This is a genomic window from Agarivorans gilvus, assembly GCF_001420915.1.
GTDB classification, from domain to species: Bacteria; Pseudomonadota; Gammaproteobacteria; order Enterobacterales; family Celerinatantimonadaceae; genus Agarivorans; species Agarivorans gilvus.
Window position 1 is genome coordinate 1,107,446 of sequence record NZ_CP013021.1, and the last position, 16,977, is coordinate 1,124,422.

The 16,977-nt window shown below is 46.4% G+C and carries 18 protein-coding genes and 1 pseudogene; all 19 read right to left on the reverse strand.

What is annotated here, in order from left to right; all coding sequences use genetic code 11:
- Positions 1–8: 8 nt before the first annotated feature.
- The 19 genes and pseudogenes from AR383_RS05235 to AR383_RS05320 all read right to left on the reverse strand — a co-directional run bounded on the left by AR383_RS05235 (position 9) and on the right by AR383_RS05320 (position 16,975).
- Positions 9–749, reverse strand: coding sequence for a protein phosphatase CheZ (locus tag AR383_RS05235; protein WP_055732193.1), 741 nt, complete (start codon positions 747–749; stop codon positions 9–11).
- A gap of 13 nt (positions 750–762) precedes the next feature.
- Positions 763–1,146: a chemotaxis response regulator CheY gene (cheY, locus tag AR383_RS05240; RefSeq protein ID WP_055734955.1), complete on the reverse strand. Its 384-nt coding sequence runs from the start codon at positions 1,144–1,146 to the stop codon at positions 763–765.
- Positions 1,147–1,273: 127 nt separating this feature from the next.
- Positions 1,274–1,993: an RNA polymerase sigma factor FliA gene (locus tag AR383_RS05245; RefSeq protein ID WP_055732194.1), complete on the reverse strand. Its 720-nt coding sequence runs from the start codon at positions 1,991–1,993 to the stop codon at positions 1,274–1,276.
- Positions 1,986–2,879, reverse strand: a complete 894-nt coding sequence (locus AR383_RS05250) for a MinD/ParA family protein (protein ID WP_055732195.1) — start codon at positions 2,877–2,879, stop codon at positions 1,986–1,988. The genes AR383_RS05245 and AR383_RS05250 overlap by 8 nt, the downstream gene beginning before the upstream one ends.
- Entirely contained in the window at positions 2,869–4,299 is a 1,431-nt protein-coding gene (flhF, locus tag AR383_RS05255; RefSeq protein ID WP_055732196.1) for a flagellar biosynthesis protein FlhF, read from the reverse strand. The genes AR383_RS05250 and flhF overlap by 11 nt, the downstream gene beginning before the upstream one ends.
- A 28-nt stretch (positions 4,300–4,327) precedes the next feature.
- Positions 4,328–6,439, reverse strand: coding sequence for a flagellar biosynthesis protein FlhA (gene flhA, locus AR383_RS05260; protein WP_055732197.1), 2,112 nt, complete (start codon positions 6,437–6,439; stop codon positions 4,328–4,330).
- A gap of 98 nt (positions 6,440–6,537) precedes the next feature.
- On the reverse strand, positions 6,538–7,665 hold the full coding sequence (gene flhB / locus AR383_RS05265; RefSeq protein ID WP_055732198.1) for a flagellar biosynthesis protein FlhB: 1,128 nt from the start codon (positions 7,663–7,665) through the stop codon (positions 6,538–6,540).
- 18 nt (positions 7,666–7,683) lie between these two features.
- On the reverse strand, positions 7,684–8,463 hold the full coding sequence (fliR, locus tag AR383_RS05270; RefSeq protein WP_055732199.1) for a flagellar biosynthetic protein FliR: 780 nt from the start codon (positions 8,461–8,463) through the stop codon (positions 7,684–7,686).
- Positions 8,463–8,732, reverse strand: a complete 270-nt coding sequence (gene fliQ, locus AR383_RS05275; RefSeq protein WP_055732200.1) for a flagellar biosynthesis protein FliQ — start codon at positions 8,730–8,732, stop codon at positions 8,463–8,465. Before fliQ ends, fliR begins: the two co-directional genes overlap by 1 nt.
- Before the next feature lie 18 nt (positions 8,733–8,750).
- Positions 8,751–9,494: a flagellar type III secretion system pore protein FliP gene (gene fliP, locus AR383_RS05280; RefSeq protein WP_055732201.1), complete on the reverse strand. Its 744-nt coding sequence runs from the start codon at positions 9,492–9,494 to the stop codon at positions 8,751–8,753.
- A complete protein-coding gene (fliO, locus tag AR383_RS05285; protein WP_055732202.1) occupies positions 9,484–9,888 on the reverse strand; it encodes a flagellar biosynthetic protein FliO in 405 nt (134 codons plus the stop codon). Before fliO ends, fliP begins: the two co-directional genes overlap by 11 nt.
- Positions 9,888–10,259 carry a flagellar motor switch protein FliN gene (fliN, locus tag AR383_RS05290; RefSeq protein ID WP_055732203.1) on the reverse strand — a complete coding sequence of 124 codons (372 nt, stop codon included), beginning with the start codon at positions 10,257–10,259 and terminating at the stop codon, positions 9,888–9,890. Before fliN ends, fliO begins: the two co-directional genes overlap by 1 nt.
- A gap of 18 nt (positions 10,260–10,277) precedes the next feature.
- Positions 10,278–11,309 carry a flagellar motor switch protein FliM gene (fliM, locus tag AR383_RS05295; RefSeq protein ID WP_055732204.1) on the reverse strand — a complete coding sequence of 344 codons (1,032 nt, stop codon included), beginning with the start codon at positions 11,307–11,309 and terminating at the stop codon, positions 10,278–10,280.
- Positions 11,310–11,318: 9 nt separating this feature from the next.
- Positions 11,319–11,827, reverse strand: a pseudogene (gene fliL / locus AR383_RS05300) (flagellar basal body-associated protein FliL).
- An 82-nt stretch (positions 11,828–11,909) separates the two neighbouring features.
- On the reverse strand, positions 11,910–14,057 hold the full coding sequence (locus AR383_RS05305; RefSeq protein ID WP_055732205.1) for a flagellar hook-length control protein FliK: 2,148 nt from the start codon (positions 14,055–14,057) through the stop codon (positions 11,910–11,912).
- A gap of 93 nt (positions 14,058–14,150) precedes the next feature.
- Entirely contained in the window at positions 14,151–14,594 is a 444-nt protein-coding gene (fliJ, locus tag AR383_RS05310; protein ID WP_055732206.1) for a flagellar export protein FliJ, read from the reverse strand.
- Positions 14,595–14,626: 32 nt separating this feature from the next.
- Positions 14,627–15,973 (reverse strand): flagellar protein export ATPase FliI, encoded by a 1,347-nt coding sequence (gene fliI, locus AR383_RS05315; protein WP_373869460.1) that lies wholly within the window; start codon positions 15,971–15,973, stop codon positions 14,627–14,629.
- Positions 15,951–16,100: a hypothetical protein gene (locus AR383_RS21690; RefSeq protein ID WP_198150210.1), complete on the reverse strand. Its 150-nt coding sequence runs from the start codon at positions 16,098–16,100 to the stop codon at positions 15,951–15,953. The genes fliI and AR383_RS21690 overlap by 23 nt, the downstream gene beginning before the upstream one ends.
- Positions 16,082–16,975, reverse strand: coding sequence for a flagellar assembly protein FliH (locus AR383_RS05320; protein ID WP_055732208.1), 894 nt, complete (start codon positions 16,973–16,975; stop codon positions 16,082–16,084). The genes AR383_RS21690 and AR383_RS05320 overlap by 19 nt, the downstream gene beginning before the upstream one ends.
- Between the last annotated feature and the right edge of the window lie 2 nt (positions 16,976–16,977).

Consider the following 16,977-nt stretch of genomic DNA (forward strand, 5'->3'; position numbering starts at 1 on the left):
CTACTCCCTTAAAATCCTAAACTAGACAATAAATCGTCAACGTCATCCTGACCGTTAACCACATCGTCTCTTTGCTCTTTATTGATAATTGGCCCTTCAGCTTCAATAGCCGATTTACTTGGCTTTTGGCTCGCTGTGGCTTCTACTTTTTCATTACCAAATAAAGTCAGCATTTCGACTAAGCTTTCTTCAACCTCTTGAACCAAAGTGATCACTTTACGAATCATTTGCCCGGTCAGGTCTTGGAAGTCTTGGGCCATCAGTATTTCAGTTAACATATGTCTTAGTTTATCGGCATTAACTGAAGAACTGTTGAGGAAAATATCGATTTGGTGACATAGCGCTTTAAACTGACCAATCTCAATTCGCCTTTCCATCAAACTTTGCCATATTGGCATAATATTATTGATTTCATTGGTTAATTGATCAGCAATTGGCAAACCTGATTCTACCGCATCCATGGTTTTATTTGCCGCTTGGTCGGTCATTTCAATCACATAATTCAAACGCTCTTTAGCGTCTGGGATTTCTTGATTGGCTAACTCATTAATTCGAATATCGAGCTTAAATTCATTTAATGAATCATGAAGTTGACGGGTGAGCTGCCCAACCTTATCAAATAATAAATTGGCTTTGGGAGCACAAAGCTCACTCACAAGTTGATTCGCCTCGGCGACATTTCCTTCTTCAAGTAGCCCCACCAAATTCTTGGCATCAGCTAATGAAATAATCGGAGTCTCTGTGCTCACGCAGCATCCTTTATTATTGTAATCTTTCGAAAATCTTATCTAACTTCTCTTTTAGAGTGGCAGCAGTAAACGGCTTAACAATGTAGCCATTTACACCAGCTTGCGCTGCTTCAATAATTTGTTCGCGCTTCGCTTCGGCAGTCACCATCAACACAGGAAGGTGAGCCAAACTTTCGTCTGCTCGAATATTTTTCAGCAGATCGATGCCTTCCATGCCCGGCATATTCCAGTCAGTGACAACAAACTCGAAGTCACCTCCTTTAAGCATGGGTAATGCAGTATTACCATCATCAGCTTCATGCGTATTGTTGAAACCAAGATCTCTTAGCAAGTTTTTAATAATCCTTCTCATTGTTGAAAAGTCATCAACAACCAGAATTTTCATATTTTTATCCAAGGTACTTCCCCAGCAGGATGTTTTTGCAAGCCTAAACATAGGCTAAAACTTTATGTAATAAATATATTATGCCTTAATAAACACAATTTTAGTCCATCTTTTATCATAATTGTAAGGATGAATTGCTCTATTGTGTCCAATCTCGCATTCGCGTTTTAACACGCGCTAAGGCCTGACTATGAATTTGACTCACTCTCGATTCGCTAACGCTCAAAACTTCACCAATTTCTTTCAGATTTAGTTCTTCGTCATAATACAGTGAAAGCACTAAGGCCTCTCGCTCGGGTAAACCTTTAATGCACTCAGCTAAAGATTGCTGAAAACGCTGATTGGCGAAGCCTTCAAAGGGACGATTTTGCTCGCGGCTCTCTTCATTAGATATAACATCTTCACTCACACCTAAGTCGTCAATACCTAAAATTCGTCCGCAGTTCACGTCAGCTAACATGGCGTGATATTCGCTTAAGCTCACGCCTAGCTTTTCAGCTACTTCGGCATCTTTTGCATCGCCGTTTTTCTGTTTTTCTACAGCGGCAATGGCATCGCTAATAGCGCGGCTATTCTTATGCACCGAACGCGGCACCCAATCGCCTCGACGAATTTCATCGAGCATTGCCCCACGAATTCTAATGCCCGCATAGGTTTCAAAGCTGGCGCCTTTAGAACCATCGAAATTACGAGCCGCTTCAATCAGCCCTATCATTCCCGATTGAATTAAATCATCTACAAGCACACTCGCCGGTAGCCGCGCCATCAGGTGATGGGCGATACGTTTAACCAAATTTGCGTGGCGCTCCACCAAAAGATTAGTGTCGTTCGCGCTGGCATAAGCGGCAACTTTATTCACTAAGCTGTTCTCTATTTTTGCGTTGTCCAAACTCGAGAAGATTCTCGATAAAAAATTCTAAATGACCACCCGCCTGATCGGGTATTGGCCAAGTACAGGCTTTACTCGCCAAAGAGCGAAACGCTAGCGAGGCTGGAGATTTAGGGTAGGCTTCTACCACAACCCGTTGCTTTCTCACCGCTAAACGTACGTTATTGTCATAAGGAATACACGACACCAACTCAAGTGTAGCATCTAGGAAACGGTCGGTGACTCGAGTCAATTTGGCAAATAGCTCTTGCCCTTCGCGCAAGCTGCGCACCATATTAGCGACCACTTTAAATTTATAAACACCGTGCTGGTTAGATAATAATTTAATTAAAGCGTAGGCATCGGTTATCGACGTAGGTTCATCGCACACTACTACCAAAATATCTTGCGAAGCTTTGGCAAAACTTAACACCATGTCAGAGATACCGGCTGCGGTATCCACTAACAACACATCGATGGGAGTTTTCATGCTACTAAATGCTCGAATCAGACCAACGTGTTCCGCTGGGCTTAATTCAACCATAGATTGAGTACCTGAGGTGGCAGGAGCAATTAAAACGCCGTTCGGCCCTTCTACCAATACTTCATCTAATGTGCATTCCCCAGAAAGCACATGTGACAGGTTTTTAGTTACCCGCAAACCCAATAATACGTCAACATTTGCCAAGCCCAAGTCGGCATCGAGCACCATCACTCGCTTACCCTGAGCGGCCATTGCTATACCCATATTCAAAGTGACATTGGTTTTACCAACGCCCCCTTTGCCGCCGGTTACGGCAATCACTTTTACATTATTTTTTTGTTGCATCATTCGTAAGCCGCTAGCCTGGTCAAAACCATTGTTTTTAGAATACATCAGAAACCTTTTGTTGTTCGGTTTCACTAAACCAAAAATGTTGCTGTGTTTGCTTATCCACTACTGATAAAGCTTGCTCGATAAGTTTCTGTGGCTCAGCTACAGCAATATCTTCTGGCACTTGCTGCCCGTGGGTAACGTAACTTATTGGCAAGGCATGACGCAAGGTCACATTTAACACTTCTCCCAATGCCAGACTTTCATCTAGTTTGGTAAGTATGGTACCAGCCAGAGGAATTCGCTGAAATTGATTGACCGTTTCTTCAATTACGCGACGTTGCGCATTAGCTGACATCACCAAATAATGGCGGATCTTTACACGACTATTTTTTACCAATTTGTCGAGCTGCTCATGTAAACGTAGATCGCGTTGACTCATCCCCGCGGTATCAATTAATACCAGCTTTTTGTCTTTAAACTGGTATAACAACTGCGATAATTCTTCTTCATCATTGGCGATGCGTACAGCACAGCCCATAATCTTTCCGTAAGTCGCAAGCTGTTCGTGAGCGCCAATTCGATAGGTATCAGTGGTAATCATGGCGACACTTTCTGCGCCGTGGCGCATGGCAAACTGCGCTGCCAACTTGGCGATGGTGGTGGTTTTGCCCACCCCAGTAGGACCTAAAAGAGCCACAGCTCCGCCTTGAGATAGAATTTCGTCTTGCCCTACTGGCAACTGGTGCGCCAAAAGCTCTTGAATGTGCTGCCAGCCTTCTTGAACACCCAGCTCTTCTGGAATATAGCCAGCCACTTGATCGGCCATGTCTTCATCAAAACCTAACAGCTGCAATTGTCTAATTAACATTGCACGCACCGGCTCTTGGCGTTCCACTTCTTGCCACATTAAACCTGATACTTGATGCTCTAATAACTTACGCATCGCCGCCATTTCTTTTTTAAGCTCTCCGAGCTCGTTATTAGCCGGAGCTTGAGCACTATGCAATTTATTTGAATTAATCGATTTATTGGCGCTAGACAAAGCGCCCTGTGGTTGCGACCACGCCTGCTGCTGGCCTAAGGAGCGAGGAGCCTGAACACTACGTGGGCGCTGCGCCTGCTGCTGAAACTGACTTTGCTGTAAATTTTCTTGCTGACGCTTTTGGTGGCGCTGCATGAAGTTAGTTAAGTTATCTTTTAAGCTGGCATTTTCGTCAAAATCATGACTTTTCTGCTGAGATATTGGCGCTTTAGAGCGAGGCTTGGCTTTATAAGACGATAAATTGACACTGTCTTCCGCCAACTCACGAGCACTTTCGGCTTGGGCTTGCTTAGCATTCGCAGGTTCAACAGCGGCAACAATCTCAATACCACCGGTCACCTTTTTGTTGGACATGATCACCGCATCACTGCCTAGAGTTTCTTTTACCTCGGCCAATGCTGTACGCATATCTTTTGCAAAAAAGCGTTTCATTTTCACGGTTCACCTTCCTTCAGCGCGCGCTCAACTACTGTCCTACCGAGCTCACAATACGTATTTGTTTATCTTCAGGTACTTCTTGATAAGAGAGAACCCGCAAGGCTGGCATTGCACTTTTAACAAATCGCGACATGCTTGAACGCAAGATCCCTGATGTTAATAAGATAGCGGGTTGGCCAGCCATTTCTTGATTCTGGCAAGCTTCGCTGAGCGATACTTGAAGTTTTTCCGCCAAGCCAGGTTCCATACCTGCGCCATCGTTGCCAGCCGCCTGCATAGACTGATGCAATATTTGCTCCAAGTCTGGAGAAAGCGTAATAACCGGCAATTCTGCTTCGCTGCCAATCAACTCTTGTACGATTAAGCGCTTCAAGGAAATTCGGCAAGCGGCAGTAAGTACATCGGGATCTTGGCTCTTCGGTCCGTATTCCACCAAGGTTTGCACAATACTGCGAACGTCTCGAATGGGCACCCCTTCGTTCAACAAATTCTGTAGTACTTTCACCACGGTAGATAAGCTCATGGTATCGGGCACTAAACCTTCAACTAGTTTAGGCAAGCTACCTGCAAGCATATCCAATAGGTTTTGCACTTCTTCGTGGCCGAGCAGACTCGCGGCATTATTGGTTAGCAACTGACTCAAATGAGTTGCCACTACAGTTGCAGAGTCAACCACGGTATAACCCAGCGTCTGTGCATGCTCTCGTTGTTCGGTGGCGATCCACGCGGCTTCTAAACCAAAGGCAGGATCGGTGGTAGGCTGGCCTTCAATTTTACCAAATACTTGACCGGGGTTAATCGCCATATCACGATCATGGAAAACTTCTGATTCCCCGTAAGTTACGCCCATAAGCGTAATTCGGTATTGGTTAGGCCCTAGATCTAAATTATCGCGAATATGCACCGCCGGCACTAAAAAGCCTAAGTCTTGAGAAAGCTTTTTACGAACCCCTTTAATTCGCGCCAACAACTCCCCGCCTTGACTCTTATCCACCAAAGGAATTAAGCGATAACCGACTTCTAAGCCAATCACATCCACCGGCTGAACATCATCCCAACCCAACTCTTTAGGTTCGGCGCTGCTTGCTGTACTTGGGTTACTCGGTTGTAAGGCTGTTTCGGCTGCCGCTTTAGCGTCATTTTTGTGGCGCAGCCAAGCAGTCACCAAACATACCGCCGCACAACTTAAAAAGGCCAGATGAGGCATGCCTGGAACAATGCCCATCACAAATAAAATAGAGCCACAAATAATCATCACCCGTGGATCTTTAAACATTTGCAGACTCACCTGCTCGCCCATATCGGCTTCAGTGTTTTGTCGCGTTACCACCAGCGCAGCAGCAATCGATAACAGCAAGGACGGGATCTGCGCCACGAGGCCATCACCAATGGTTAATAAGGTATAAACTTCAGCGGCTTCTGAGAAACTTAAATCATGTTGAGCAATACCAATAATGAAACCGCCCAAAATGTTGATAAACAGAATCAGGATGCCGGCAATGGCATCCCCTTTAACAAACTTACTAGCACCATCCATAGAGCCGTAAAAATCGGCTTCATTGGTAACATCATTACGTCGTGCGCGAGCTTGTTCTTGATCGATAATGCCGGCGTTTAAGTCCGCATCAATGGCCATTTGCTTGCCGGGCATAGCATCTAAGGTGAAGCGGGCACTTACTTCGGCGATCCTGCCAGCACCTTTGGTGACCACCACAAAGTTAATAATCATTAAGATCAGGAATACCACCAAGCCAACAGCATAGTTCCCGCCAATCACCACCGAGCCAAAGGCTTCAATTACATTACCTGCCGCGTTGCCGCCATTATGCCCTTCTAGCAATACCACCCGTGTGGAAGCCACGTTTAGGGCCAAGCGAAGCAAGGTGGCTATCAACAACACAGTGGGGAAGACTGCAAAATCTAAGGGACGTTTGGTATACACCGCCACCAGCAAGACCACCAAGGCCAGTGAGATGTTAAAGGCAAACAGTATATCCAGTAGCCATGCTGCCATCGGCAACACCACCATACCTAAAGTCGCCAACACCACTAAGGGCGTGCCAAAGCCTTTAATGAGCTTGGCATCAACTTTTTTTAAATCTTGAAACTTAAAGCTGCTGAGACGATTAATGATTTCCATAAGTGTCGAAATACTGACTGGCTAACTACTGATAGCTCGACAAAAGCAATAACTGAGCCAATCGGCTGTTAAGCTGAGAGAAAATAAGAAAATTGAGTTTAATATCGCAATTCTTCTGGGATCGGTAAGTCATCACTGACCGGCTTAGGTCGCTGACCTCTGCCCTTACGATATTGCTCAAGCTGAAAGACAAATGCCAGTACCTGAGCAACCGCGACATAAAGACCTTCTGGAATATCTTGGCCTAATTTTGTGGTGTGGTACAAAGAACGCGTTAAAGCAGGAGAGGCCATAATCGGCACATCATAATGGCGCGCAACTTCACGAATTTTCAAGGCCACTTCATCAACCCCTTTGGCCACAACCTTCGGAGCACCACTACCTTCGCTGTCATATTTCAAAGCCACCGAAAAGTGCGTTGGGTTGGTCACTACTACATCGGCTTGTGGCACATCGGCCATCATCCGTCGAGCCGCCATTTCCATTTGCAAACGGCGGATCCGCCCTTTCACCTCAGGGCTACCTTCCATATTTTTGTGCTCGTCTTTGACTTCCTGCTTAGACATTTTAAGCTGCTTATTGTGATTCCAGATTTGATAGGGAACATCAATTATCACAATAATTATGAGACTGCAGACTAAGGCTAACAGCATCCACTGCAGCATATCTAAGGCATTCACAATAGAGCCAGGTATGGATTGCATGCTCAGGGTGAGGATTTCGGAAAACTTCCAGCGCAATACAGCCCAAACCACGCCAGCAATCACCACCACCTTAGCCACACTCTTCACAAATTCGACAAAGGCCTGAACTCCAAGCATGCGTTTAACGCCCTGTATAGGCGACATTTTGCTGGCTTTTGGCCGCGCCGCTTCCCAGCTAAAAGAAATACCACCTAACAGGGTATTACCAATTAATGCTGCCACAGTAATAAAACCCATAATCCACAGCATTGGCTTAAACAACAGCCAGCCCATAACACCGATATTACGCAGCATCAGGTTAACATCGAACACCTGCTCTCGGCTCATGGTGAAAGCGGTTTGAAACACGTTCACCATGGACTCCGCTAGCATTCCGCCAAAAGCCATAATGGCTAGCGCAGCACTAATCAAAACAGCCGCAGTACCTAGTTCTTTTGAACGAGCTATCTGACCTTTTTCTCGAGCATCTTGGAGTTTTTTCCCCGTGGGGTCTTCCGTTTTTTCTTGTTCGTCGTCTGCCATCGTAAATAAACCTTAGCCTCAGCAGCCAATACGAAGCAGGCTACATGCCAAACTACGGCCCTGTTCCCACTGAGCTTCGAAGTGAGCCATGAATCCGCCAATGGTTAACCAAAGAATGAACAAACCAAATAACATGCTCACAGCGAAACCAATACTAAATATATTCAATTGCGGCGCGGCGCGAGTCATAATACCGAAAGAGAAGTTAACTAATAACATGGCCACCACCGACGAAATTGATAGCGCCAAGGCCGCTAAGAATAATTGCGTATACCAACCCGCCAATAATTGATAATCAAGGCTAGCTAAACCATTCATACCAATTGGCAAGGTCTCGAAACTCATGGCAATGAGAGTTATTAATTGCAAGTGACCATCAATAGCCAGAAATAACAAGGTGGCAAGTAGTAGATAAAACTGCCCCACTACAGGAGTACTTTGGCCGTTATTGGGGTCCACCATCGAAGCAAAACCCAAGCTAGTTTGCATGGCAATCACCTGCCCGCCAATCACAAAAGTTTGCATCACTAACTGCGACATAAAACCAACTGCCGCACCTATCAACACCTGCTGGGCTAATACAATAACCGCCTGAAAAGAAAATAGTTCAATACCGCTGACCGGCGGTAACACTGGCACCAACGCAAAGGTGATGGCCAAGGCTAATAATACCCGGATCCGAGTGGGTACCGACTTACCACCAAAGCTCGCCAAAGCCATTAGCATTGCTGCCACGCGAGTCAAAGACCACAAATACTGCGCTATCCATGCCATTACGACACTGGCGGGAAACTCCATTAACCGACAACCTGCGGAATCATATCCACCATGGTAAAAAACAACTCCATCAGCTTCTCGGTAAACCAATGGCCCGCAAAGATTAATGAGGCCAAGGTCACCAATAGGCGGGGTAGAAAACTCAAGGTTTGTTCGTTAATCGATGTAGCAGCCTGAAAAATAGACACCACCAAACCCACTAGCAGGCTAGGAATAATGGCAGCTGAAACCAATATCACTACTTGCCCTAAGGCTAAACGGAATACATCAACAAAGACTTCTGGTTCCATGCTTAGGCTTCCTTGGCGTTATATACCAAAACTGTTTGCGAGAGTTCCCATCACCAAGCTCCAACCATCCACTAATACAAATAACATCAGTTTAAATGGTAAGGATACAATCATCGGTGACAGCATCATCATCCCCATGGCCATCAAAATACTCGCTACCACTAAGTCGATAACCAAAAAGGGAATAAATAACATGAAGCCGATTTGGAAAGCGGTTTTTAACTCAGAAGTAATAAAAGCGGGGATCAATACGTTAAATGGGACTTCCTCTGGCTCTGCCACCTCGATTTTAGCAATTTTCACGAAGGTTTCTAAGTCGGTCAACCGAGTTTGCGCCAGCATAAACTCCTTCATTGGCTGTTTCGCCTGCTCAAAGGCCTGCATCGAAGTCAGCTCTTCATTTAGGTAGGGCTGAACCGCGTTCTGATTGACTTGATCAATCACCGGCGACATGATGAAAAAAGTTAAAAATAAGGCGATACCAATGATGACTTGGTTAGAAGGACTTTGCTGCAAGCCCATGGCCTGACGCAGAATAGACATCACCACCACAATTCGAGTGAATGAGGTCATCATAATCACTAAGGCAGGTAGGAATGATAGTGCGGTCATCAAGGCTAAAACTTGAAGCGTGACCGAGTATTCTTGCCCACCATCGGCGTTGGTGGTCATGGTTATAGCGGGCAAAATGCCGTCTTGAGCATAACTGGGTAAAACCATTAACCCGCTTAAAACCAAGCCATAAAGCAGCTTACTTTTCATTTTTAAACAACATTCCTTGTAGCTGTTTAGCGAACGGTGCATTCATTTTAGTATCGGCGTTGTTCGGCAATGGCGTGTCTAACTTATCCAGCAAATTAATTGAATGCTGAGTAATACCTAATAAGTACTGCTGACCACCAACTTCAACCACCGTAACACGCTCTCGAGCCCCCAGAGTGAGGTTGCTAACCACCTTTGCCTGACCAGCAGAAAACTGATTGAGACGGGTTTTCTTTAGGATCCAAGCACAAACAAAAATAGTCACCAGAACTAAGGCCAAAGACATTAACCAAGAAACAATCTCGATTTGACTAGAAGGGGGATTGGCGGCGGGCTCGGCGGCAGCTGGCAACACCGTGCCAGCTACGACTAATAGCATTAAGTAATAAGGCATTACTTGAGCTTTTTAATTCGTTCAGTTTGGCTAATTACGTCGGTTAAACGAATACCAAACTTGTCATTAACTACCACCACTTCACCATGGGCAATCAAAGTGCCGTTCACCAATACATCTAAAGGTTCACCAGCTACCCTATCTAACTCAACCACAGAACCTTGGTTTAATTGCAATAAATTGCGAATGCTAATGTTACTACGCCCGACTTCCATAGAAATAGTAACCGGAATATCCATAATAGCGTCGAGCTTGCGTTGTTCCTCTTCGCTAATCGGTTTTGATTCGTCTACAAACTCTTCAAGCGGAGCTGGCTCAGCCTCAGCCATTGCTGCTGCCCACTCATCAGCCATATCATCTTGATCACTCATACCTTTTCCTTATTTCTCTCACTCTTCGCTCTTAGCTGAGCGGCGGCTGTTTCTTACCACCAATTCAAGATCACTCTTAACCGTATCAGGGCGTTTCAATTTGGTATCGATTTTCAGCGCCATTTTTTCGTTTTTCTTACCCAGTTTCACTCGATAACTCGGTAGATCTTCAACATATAACATTGCCGTTTCTGGCATTTCTATCGGGATAATATCTCCGGCCTTAAGCTCCATTAATTGGCGTAGGGTGAGCTCTGTTTCCAACAATTTAGTATGCAAGCCCACCGGTACATCCATGATTTCGTCGGTTAAAGCCGAGCTCCAGCGTTGATCGGTATCTTGCTTATCGCTTTGAACCCCCGCATCGAGTAATTCACGAATAGGTTCCAACATCGAATAAGGCATGGCTATGTGAAAATCGCCGCCACCACCGTCAAGTTCAATGTGAAAAGAACTCACCACAATAACTTCTGTTGGGCTAACAATATTCGCCATGGCAGGGTTAACTTCTGAGTCTAAATAGTCAAAACCCACATCCATGACCGGAGCCCATGCTTCGACGTAATCTTCAAAAATGAGTTTCAACAACATTTGAATAATACGTCGCTCGGTAGGAGTAAATTCACGCCCTTCAATCTTGGCGTGATAACGCCCGTCTCCACCAAAGAAATTTTCTACCAAGATAAACACCAAACGTGCTTCCATGGTAATGAGGGCGGTGCCTTTTAAGGGACGAAAACGCACCATATTTAAACTGGTGGGTACAAACAAAGTATGAACGTACTCGCCAAATTTGATCATTTGTACGCCATTAATCGACACCTCTGCGGTGCGACGCATCATATTGAACAGGCTGATCCGCATATGCCGGGCAAAGCGCTCGTTAACCAACTCCAAGGTGGGCATTCGCCCGCGCACAATGCGATCTTGAGAAGAGAAGTCAAATTCAACCACACTGCCGGACATCTCCGGCTCAATGACATCCTCTTCTATATCGTCTACGCCGTGTAACAGCGCATCGATTTCGTCTTGGCTTAATAAATCGCTCACGTCAGTCCTTTATTGCATGACAAAGCCGGTAAACAGGATTTTCTCAACCACAACTTTACCAGTTATTTCTTTCAACGCCTTTTGTGTTTCTATTAGCGAGTTCTCGCGAATTCTATCTTTGCCTTCTTGAGTAGAAAGCTCTTCAACAGATGCAGAGCTGAATACACTGAGCAAAGTACCTTCGATTAGAGGAATATGTAATTTCGCTAATTCCTCATTCGCCGTCCCACGAACCAGCAATTGTACTTTGATTTGCACTAAGCGATCTCGGCTATCCCCACAATATTGAATACAAAAGGCCGAGGCATACCCACATACAAAGCCGTATGAGTCACTGTTTCTTGCACACTTTCAGTTTCAGAAGCAGCGGCAGGTGCTTGCTCTTCTCCACCACTCAACAGCAAAAAGCCGACTACCCCAGCAATAACTAATACCAATACCGCGGCAATAATGATGATCAGCTTTTTCTTACTTCCTTTGGAGCCATCTTCGACGGTTAATTCAGATTCTTCGGCCATTTAAATTTCCATGCATTATTAGCTAACTGTTTTTATTATTACATAGTTAAGAGTGGCTTCAACAGCGCCACTAGTAAATAAACTAGGCGTAATAATCAATCCCGTCACTATTTGTTTGTTTTGCCATCACTGCTGTTAAATCTTGCTCCGCTAAGTCTTCTGTCGCTTGAGTATTTTCAGCTCTAGCGGAAGAAAAAGATGCCTGGCCTTGGCCCTGCTGAGAAGCGCTACCAGAATGCTGCTGATTCACTTGGCTTTGTCCAAGTTCAATCCCTTGCTGCTGCAACATATCGCGCAAGCGCGGCATGGTTTGCTCTAGTGCTTCTTTTGCTTGTGGGTTTTGTACTTGAATATGTACCGATACCTGCTGGTCTTGATTCATTTGTAAGCGAACATGCATGCTACCTAGCTCGGCAGGATCAAGCCGTATTTCGGCTTTTTGCATCCCTTGACTCAACATATATTGTACTCGTTGGTTCAATTCGGCTGGCGCTTGATAGTGCGCAGGGTTTAAACGCTCAGCTACGACATTCGCCTTGTCATTAACCTGATTAGCTAACTGCGCTTGTTTTAGCCCCAATTCCTGATGATGAGACTCGGTTCTATTAAGCCCATCTAGGCCACTGGCCGCTCTAAACAAACTAGCCGCTTCTGGTTGACGAGCGGCCTCTGCGGCTTGCAGTCCGTGCTGGGTGTGTCCTTGAGTTTGTTGCTCAGGCTGCTCATGGTTATCCTGCTGATCACTTTGTTGACTCATCGCTTCGAAAGCCGCTTGATTCACCGCGCTTTTGTCAGTGGCCGAGGGAGCCTGAACACCTGTATTTTTAGCTGTGGTCGGGCTCGACTGAGGCGCGCTCGGTTTTGCTTCACTGGCCAGCCGCGCGGCATGCTCGTTGCTATTTGCCTGTTCACTAACCAGCTTCACACCGGCTTCGTTGCTCGCTTGCTGCTCCACTTGGGTTTTGGCTGCCGCAGCATCGTTTACGCCCCGAGTTGCAGAAGGTGCTGCCGTTTTAGCCTCCGCTAAGGTTGGCGTAGACTTAGGGCCACTTTTATCGGTTTCAGCTTCATTGCGGCTTAACTCAGAACCACTCACAGTGGCGCTTTGCGAGCCCTGCTCGCTATGTGCTTGCTTACTTGTAGCGCTCGCCTGAGCGGCTTTAGCTGGTTCAGTCGCAAGTGGCTTTTGCTCACTATTTACCGCAGTTTTAGCCGCTTGATGCGATTTCTCAGCTTCAGTTACTGTAGGCGCCGACGCGGACTTACTTCCATCCAGTTTGGCGCCAGCTTCGTTAGCCTTATCGGTGACTTGAATTTTGTCTGTTACTTGAGTTTTATCGCTAGCTTGAGCCTTGTCTGTTACTTGACTTTTCTCACTTAAAATTTGCGTAGCGGCTTTTTGTTTCGCGGCATCTTCTGGTTGAGCTGTTACATTTGCCCCAGACAAGCCTTTTTCTGCATTTACAGCTTCAGACTTTACTACCCGCTGCGCAGCTATTTGCTCAGACTGGTCATGTGTTTCAGCTTGCTTAGAAGAACCCACATTGTTTGCCAGCTCAAGCTCTGCTTGCTTAGACTTTGCCGTTTGCGCTGCCTGCACATCAGCCGACTTCGCAGCGTTGTTAGCCAAATCCTGCTGAGTATTTGTGGCTGTTGCTTTAGAAGTAGACTGCGCAGTCTCATGCTCAGCGTCTGACGGCGTTGATGAAGCATTTGAGGCAGATGAGGCGATGCCACCTTGCTTAGGCGGCAAGTCTCTGCCGCTTTGCTCCGCTTGTGGCTGAGAGCCCGTTTCGGGTGATTGACGAGCACTCTCAGACTTATCGTGCTTTGCTTCAGGCGCTAAGGCTTGCTCAGCATCTTGCTGCTGATCTTCGCCCACGTCTAAGGACTCTGGCGACGGCTCGGCAGTCGAATCATCAAGCTCGGCTTGCGCCGATTGAGCGTCCTCTTTAGACTTGCTTATCTCTTCGGCAATTTGCTTCGCATTATCTAATTGCTTCAGTAATTCCAATGGGTTAGCTGGCTCGCCAGGCTCTTCTGTGGCGGAGTCTGGGCGCAGCATTTGCTTCTCCACAGCTAAACCAACAGCTTTCGCTGCGCGAGGCATGGCCTGTAGATCTTTAACTAAATGAGCAAAATCCTCAGCCTTTGCAGAAGGCTTAACAGCAGCATTAGCCAAAGAACCTAATGGTGAGCTATTTGCTGAGTCAGTTAACAGGAATTCCATCTATGCCTATCCTTTAAGATAATTTGCTTCACGAGCAGGGTTAATACGGCAAATCACAATCAATATCGACAACAAAGCATAAACTATGCCGAATTAGCTAGCTTGACCTCTTAAGTGCGCATATAAGGCATATTCATCTAGCAACTTTTGCTCTTCACGCAATTGCTTTTGCTGCTGTTGCTTAAGCTGTTTGTCGATTAACAGCTCCATGGCTTTTCGTCTAGACTGCAGTTCCAGCCATTGCTGGCGCTTCAGCAATACGTTTTTTTTCAGTTGTTCAATAGACTTACGTTGTTGGACACTGGCTTGTTCCAGCTTTTGAATGAAGATTTGATATTGGTGAAAACTATTAGCATAAAAACCATCTACTCCCTTCGCCAAAGCCTGTTCTAAATAAGAACGGCGATAATCTTCAAGATGGGCTAACTGCGCTTCAAATTCGCTTAGCTGCTGCTGTGCCTCTGCCATTTGTTTGGCCGCGTCTTGCTCTTGCTCCTGCAAGCGCTCCACCATTAAATATAAGGCTCGTCTGGCCATCTTCCGCTCCTAATTACAGCCTAAATGCTTGCTTAGTTGATAGGGCTCTGAGCGTTGATATTGGCCATTTGCATGGTGCGTTCCATCCGCGTCAGACTTTCGTCATAAGCAACCACTTCTTTCATTCCTTGCTGCAAGAACTGATCCATATGTGGCTTCATCGCGATGGCTAAATCAATCCGTTTATCAGCACCTCGTTGATAAGCACCAATAGAGATAAGATCCTGATTTTGTTGATAAGAAGCATTGAGAGATTTCAACTGGCGAGCCAACTGTTGATGGCCTTCGCTGGTCACCGCTGGCATAACCCGACTAATCGACTTTTCAATATCAACCGCCGGATAGTGGCCAGAATCGGCCAATTCCCGCGACAACACGATATGTCCATCTAAGATGGCCCGCGCCGCGTCGGCAATAGGGTCTTGTAAATCATCACCTTCGGTGAGTACCGTAAAGAATGCGGTGATTGAACCTTGGTCTTCTCCGCCGTTACCGGCTCGCTCCACTAGCCGCGGCAACTTGGCAAATACCGAGGGCGGATAACCTTTGGTGGCTGGAGGCTCACCAATAGCTAAGGCGATTTCCCGTTGAGCTTGCGCATAACGAGTCAGCGAGTCCATTAACAACAACACATTCAAGCCCTGATCGCGGAAATATTCAGCAATGGTTAAGGTAGTATCACAGCCCTTTAAGCGCATTAGCGGCGAAGCATCAGCTGGCGCAGCAATCACCACGGCGCGCTGACGCCCTTCTTCGCCAAGGATTTCATCGATGAACTCTTTAACTTCTCGTCCCCGTTCACCAATCAACCCTACCACCACTACATCGGCAGTAGTGCCTCGGGTCATCATGCCCATTAAGACACTTTTACCGACCCCTGAGCCAGCAAACAAGCCCATCCGTTGACCTTGTCCCACGGTCAATACCGCATTAATCGACCGCACCCCAACATCTAAGGGCTGTTTAATGGGTTTACGAGCCATCGGGTTTAAACGTTCAGAATTTAACTTGGTGGTTTGCTTACAGTAAATATCTCCCAAGCCATCCAGCGGTTTACCAACACCGTCAATCACCCGCCCCAGCAGTTCCATACCCACCGGAATACCATGGCTTTCATGCATCGGAATGACTCGTGCGCCAGGAAGCACTCCAGTTAACTGTTCGCTGGGCATAAGAAACAATTTATCACCAGAAAAACCTACCACTTCGGCTTCTAAATATGCATCAAGGGTTTCCACCATACATAGTGAGCCCACCGGGGCTCGACAGCCCACGGCTTCTAGGGTTAAACCAACCACCCGTGTCAATTTTCCGGCTACTGTCGGTTTATTACGTAAGTGCTCGGTCTGGTACTGTTTAAGTCGTTGGCTCAGCGTCATCGTCTTGCCCATTTTGGCGAATAAAAGACTGTAAGCTCTGTTTAATCACTTCACTCATATCAACCGATACCGATGACAGCTCGTTTTCAATTAAACAGTCGCCTGGCGTTAAGCTTCCATCAGCCAATAACTGCCATTGCTTTTTCTGTTGGGTTTCGGGGGAAATACACTTTGCACGATGGCCATATCATCGGGATGTAGGTGGATCCGAATATGTTGGTTCTGTAAGGGTAACGCGGCTACCGCCTGCTTCACGGTATGAACGATGACCTTAGGGTTGGTGACCAATTCAACTTGAACAATTTCGGCGGCTAATTTCATGGCCAGCTCAACCACTTGTTGCTCAACTTCTTGATCTAATTGCTGACAAGGCTGGTGTAATTGGCCAATTAAGCCTGCCCAGCGGCCCGCTAACTCGTCAATCTGTTGTTGGCCTTCACTTAGGCCTTGAGCCAAACCTTCTTGGTGGCCTTGCTGCTTACCTTGCTCGAGGCCATCTTCTATTCCCTTGGCTAAGCCTTCTTCATGTCCCGCAGCAATCCCTTCAGCCTTGCCTTCTTCATAAGCCGATTGGCGCAGCGCCTCAAGCTCTTCGATGGTCATCGGCTCAAATTCTATTTCTGGCTCTTCTTCCTCAGGCGCTTCATAGAACCAGGCCGGCTTCATATTATAAGCGTTACTGGCTGGTTGCTGCTGTTTATCCTCAGGCTCAGTAAAATCGGGCAAAGGCCAACTAATATCTTGTGGATCTTGTTGGTTTTGCTCACCCATTGCAGCGTCTGTTGAAGATGACGACGGCTGCGCGTCGGCCAAAATATCGTCTATATCGCTTTGCTCTTGAGCTGGCGATGTTGCTTGAGTAGGCTCTGAAGCATCACTGGGCGTTGGCTGATTTTGCTCTAATAGTGCCGCAATATCGTCTTCGTCCATCAAGTCATTATCGGCCTTATCAGCCGCTTTCGCGGCTTTTTGCTGCTCAGTGGATTTATCGTGTTCACTCATGC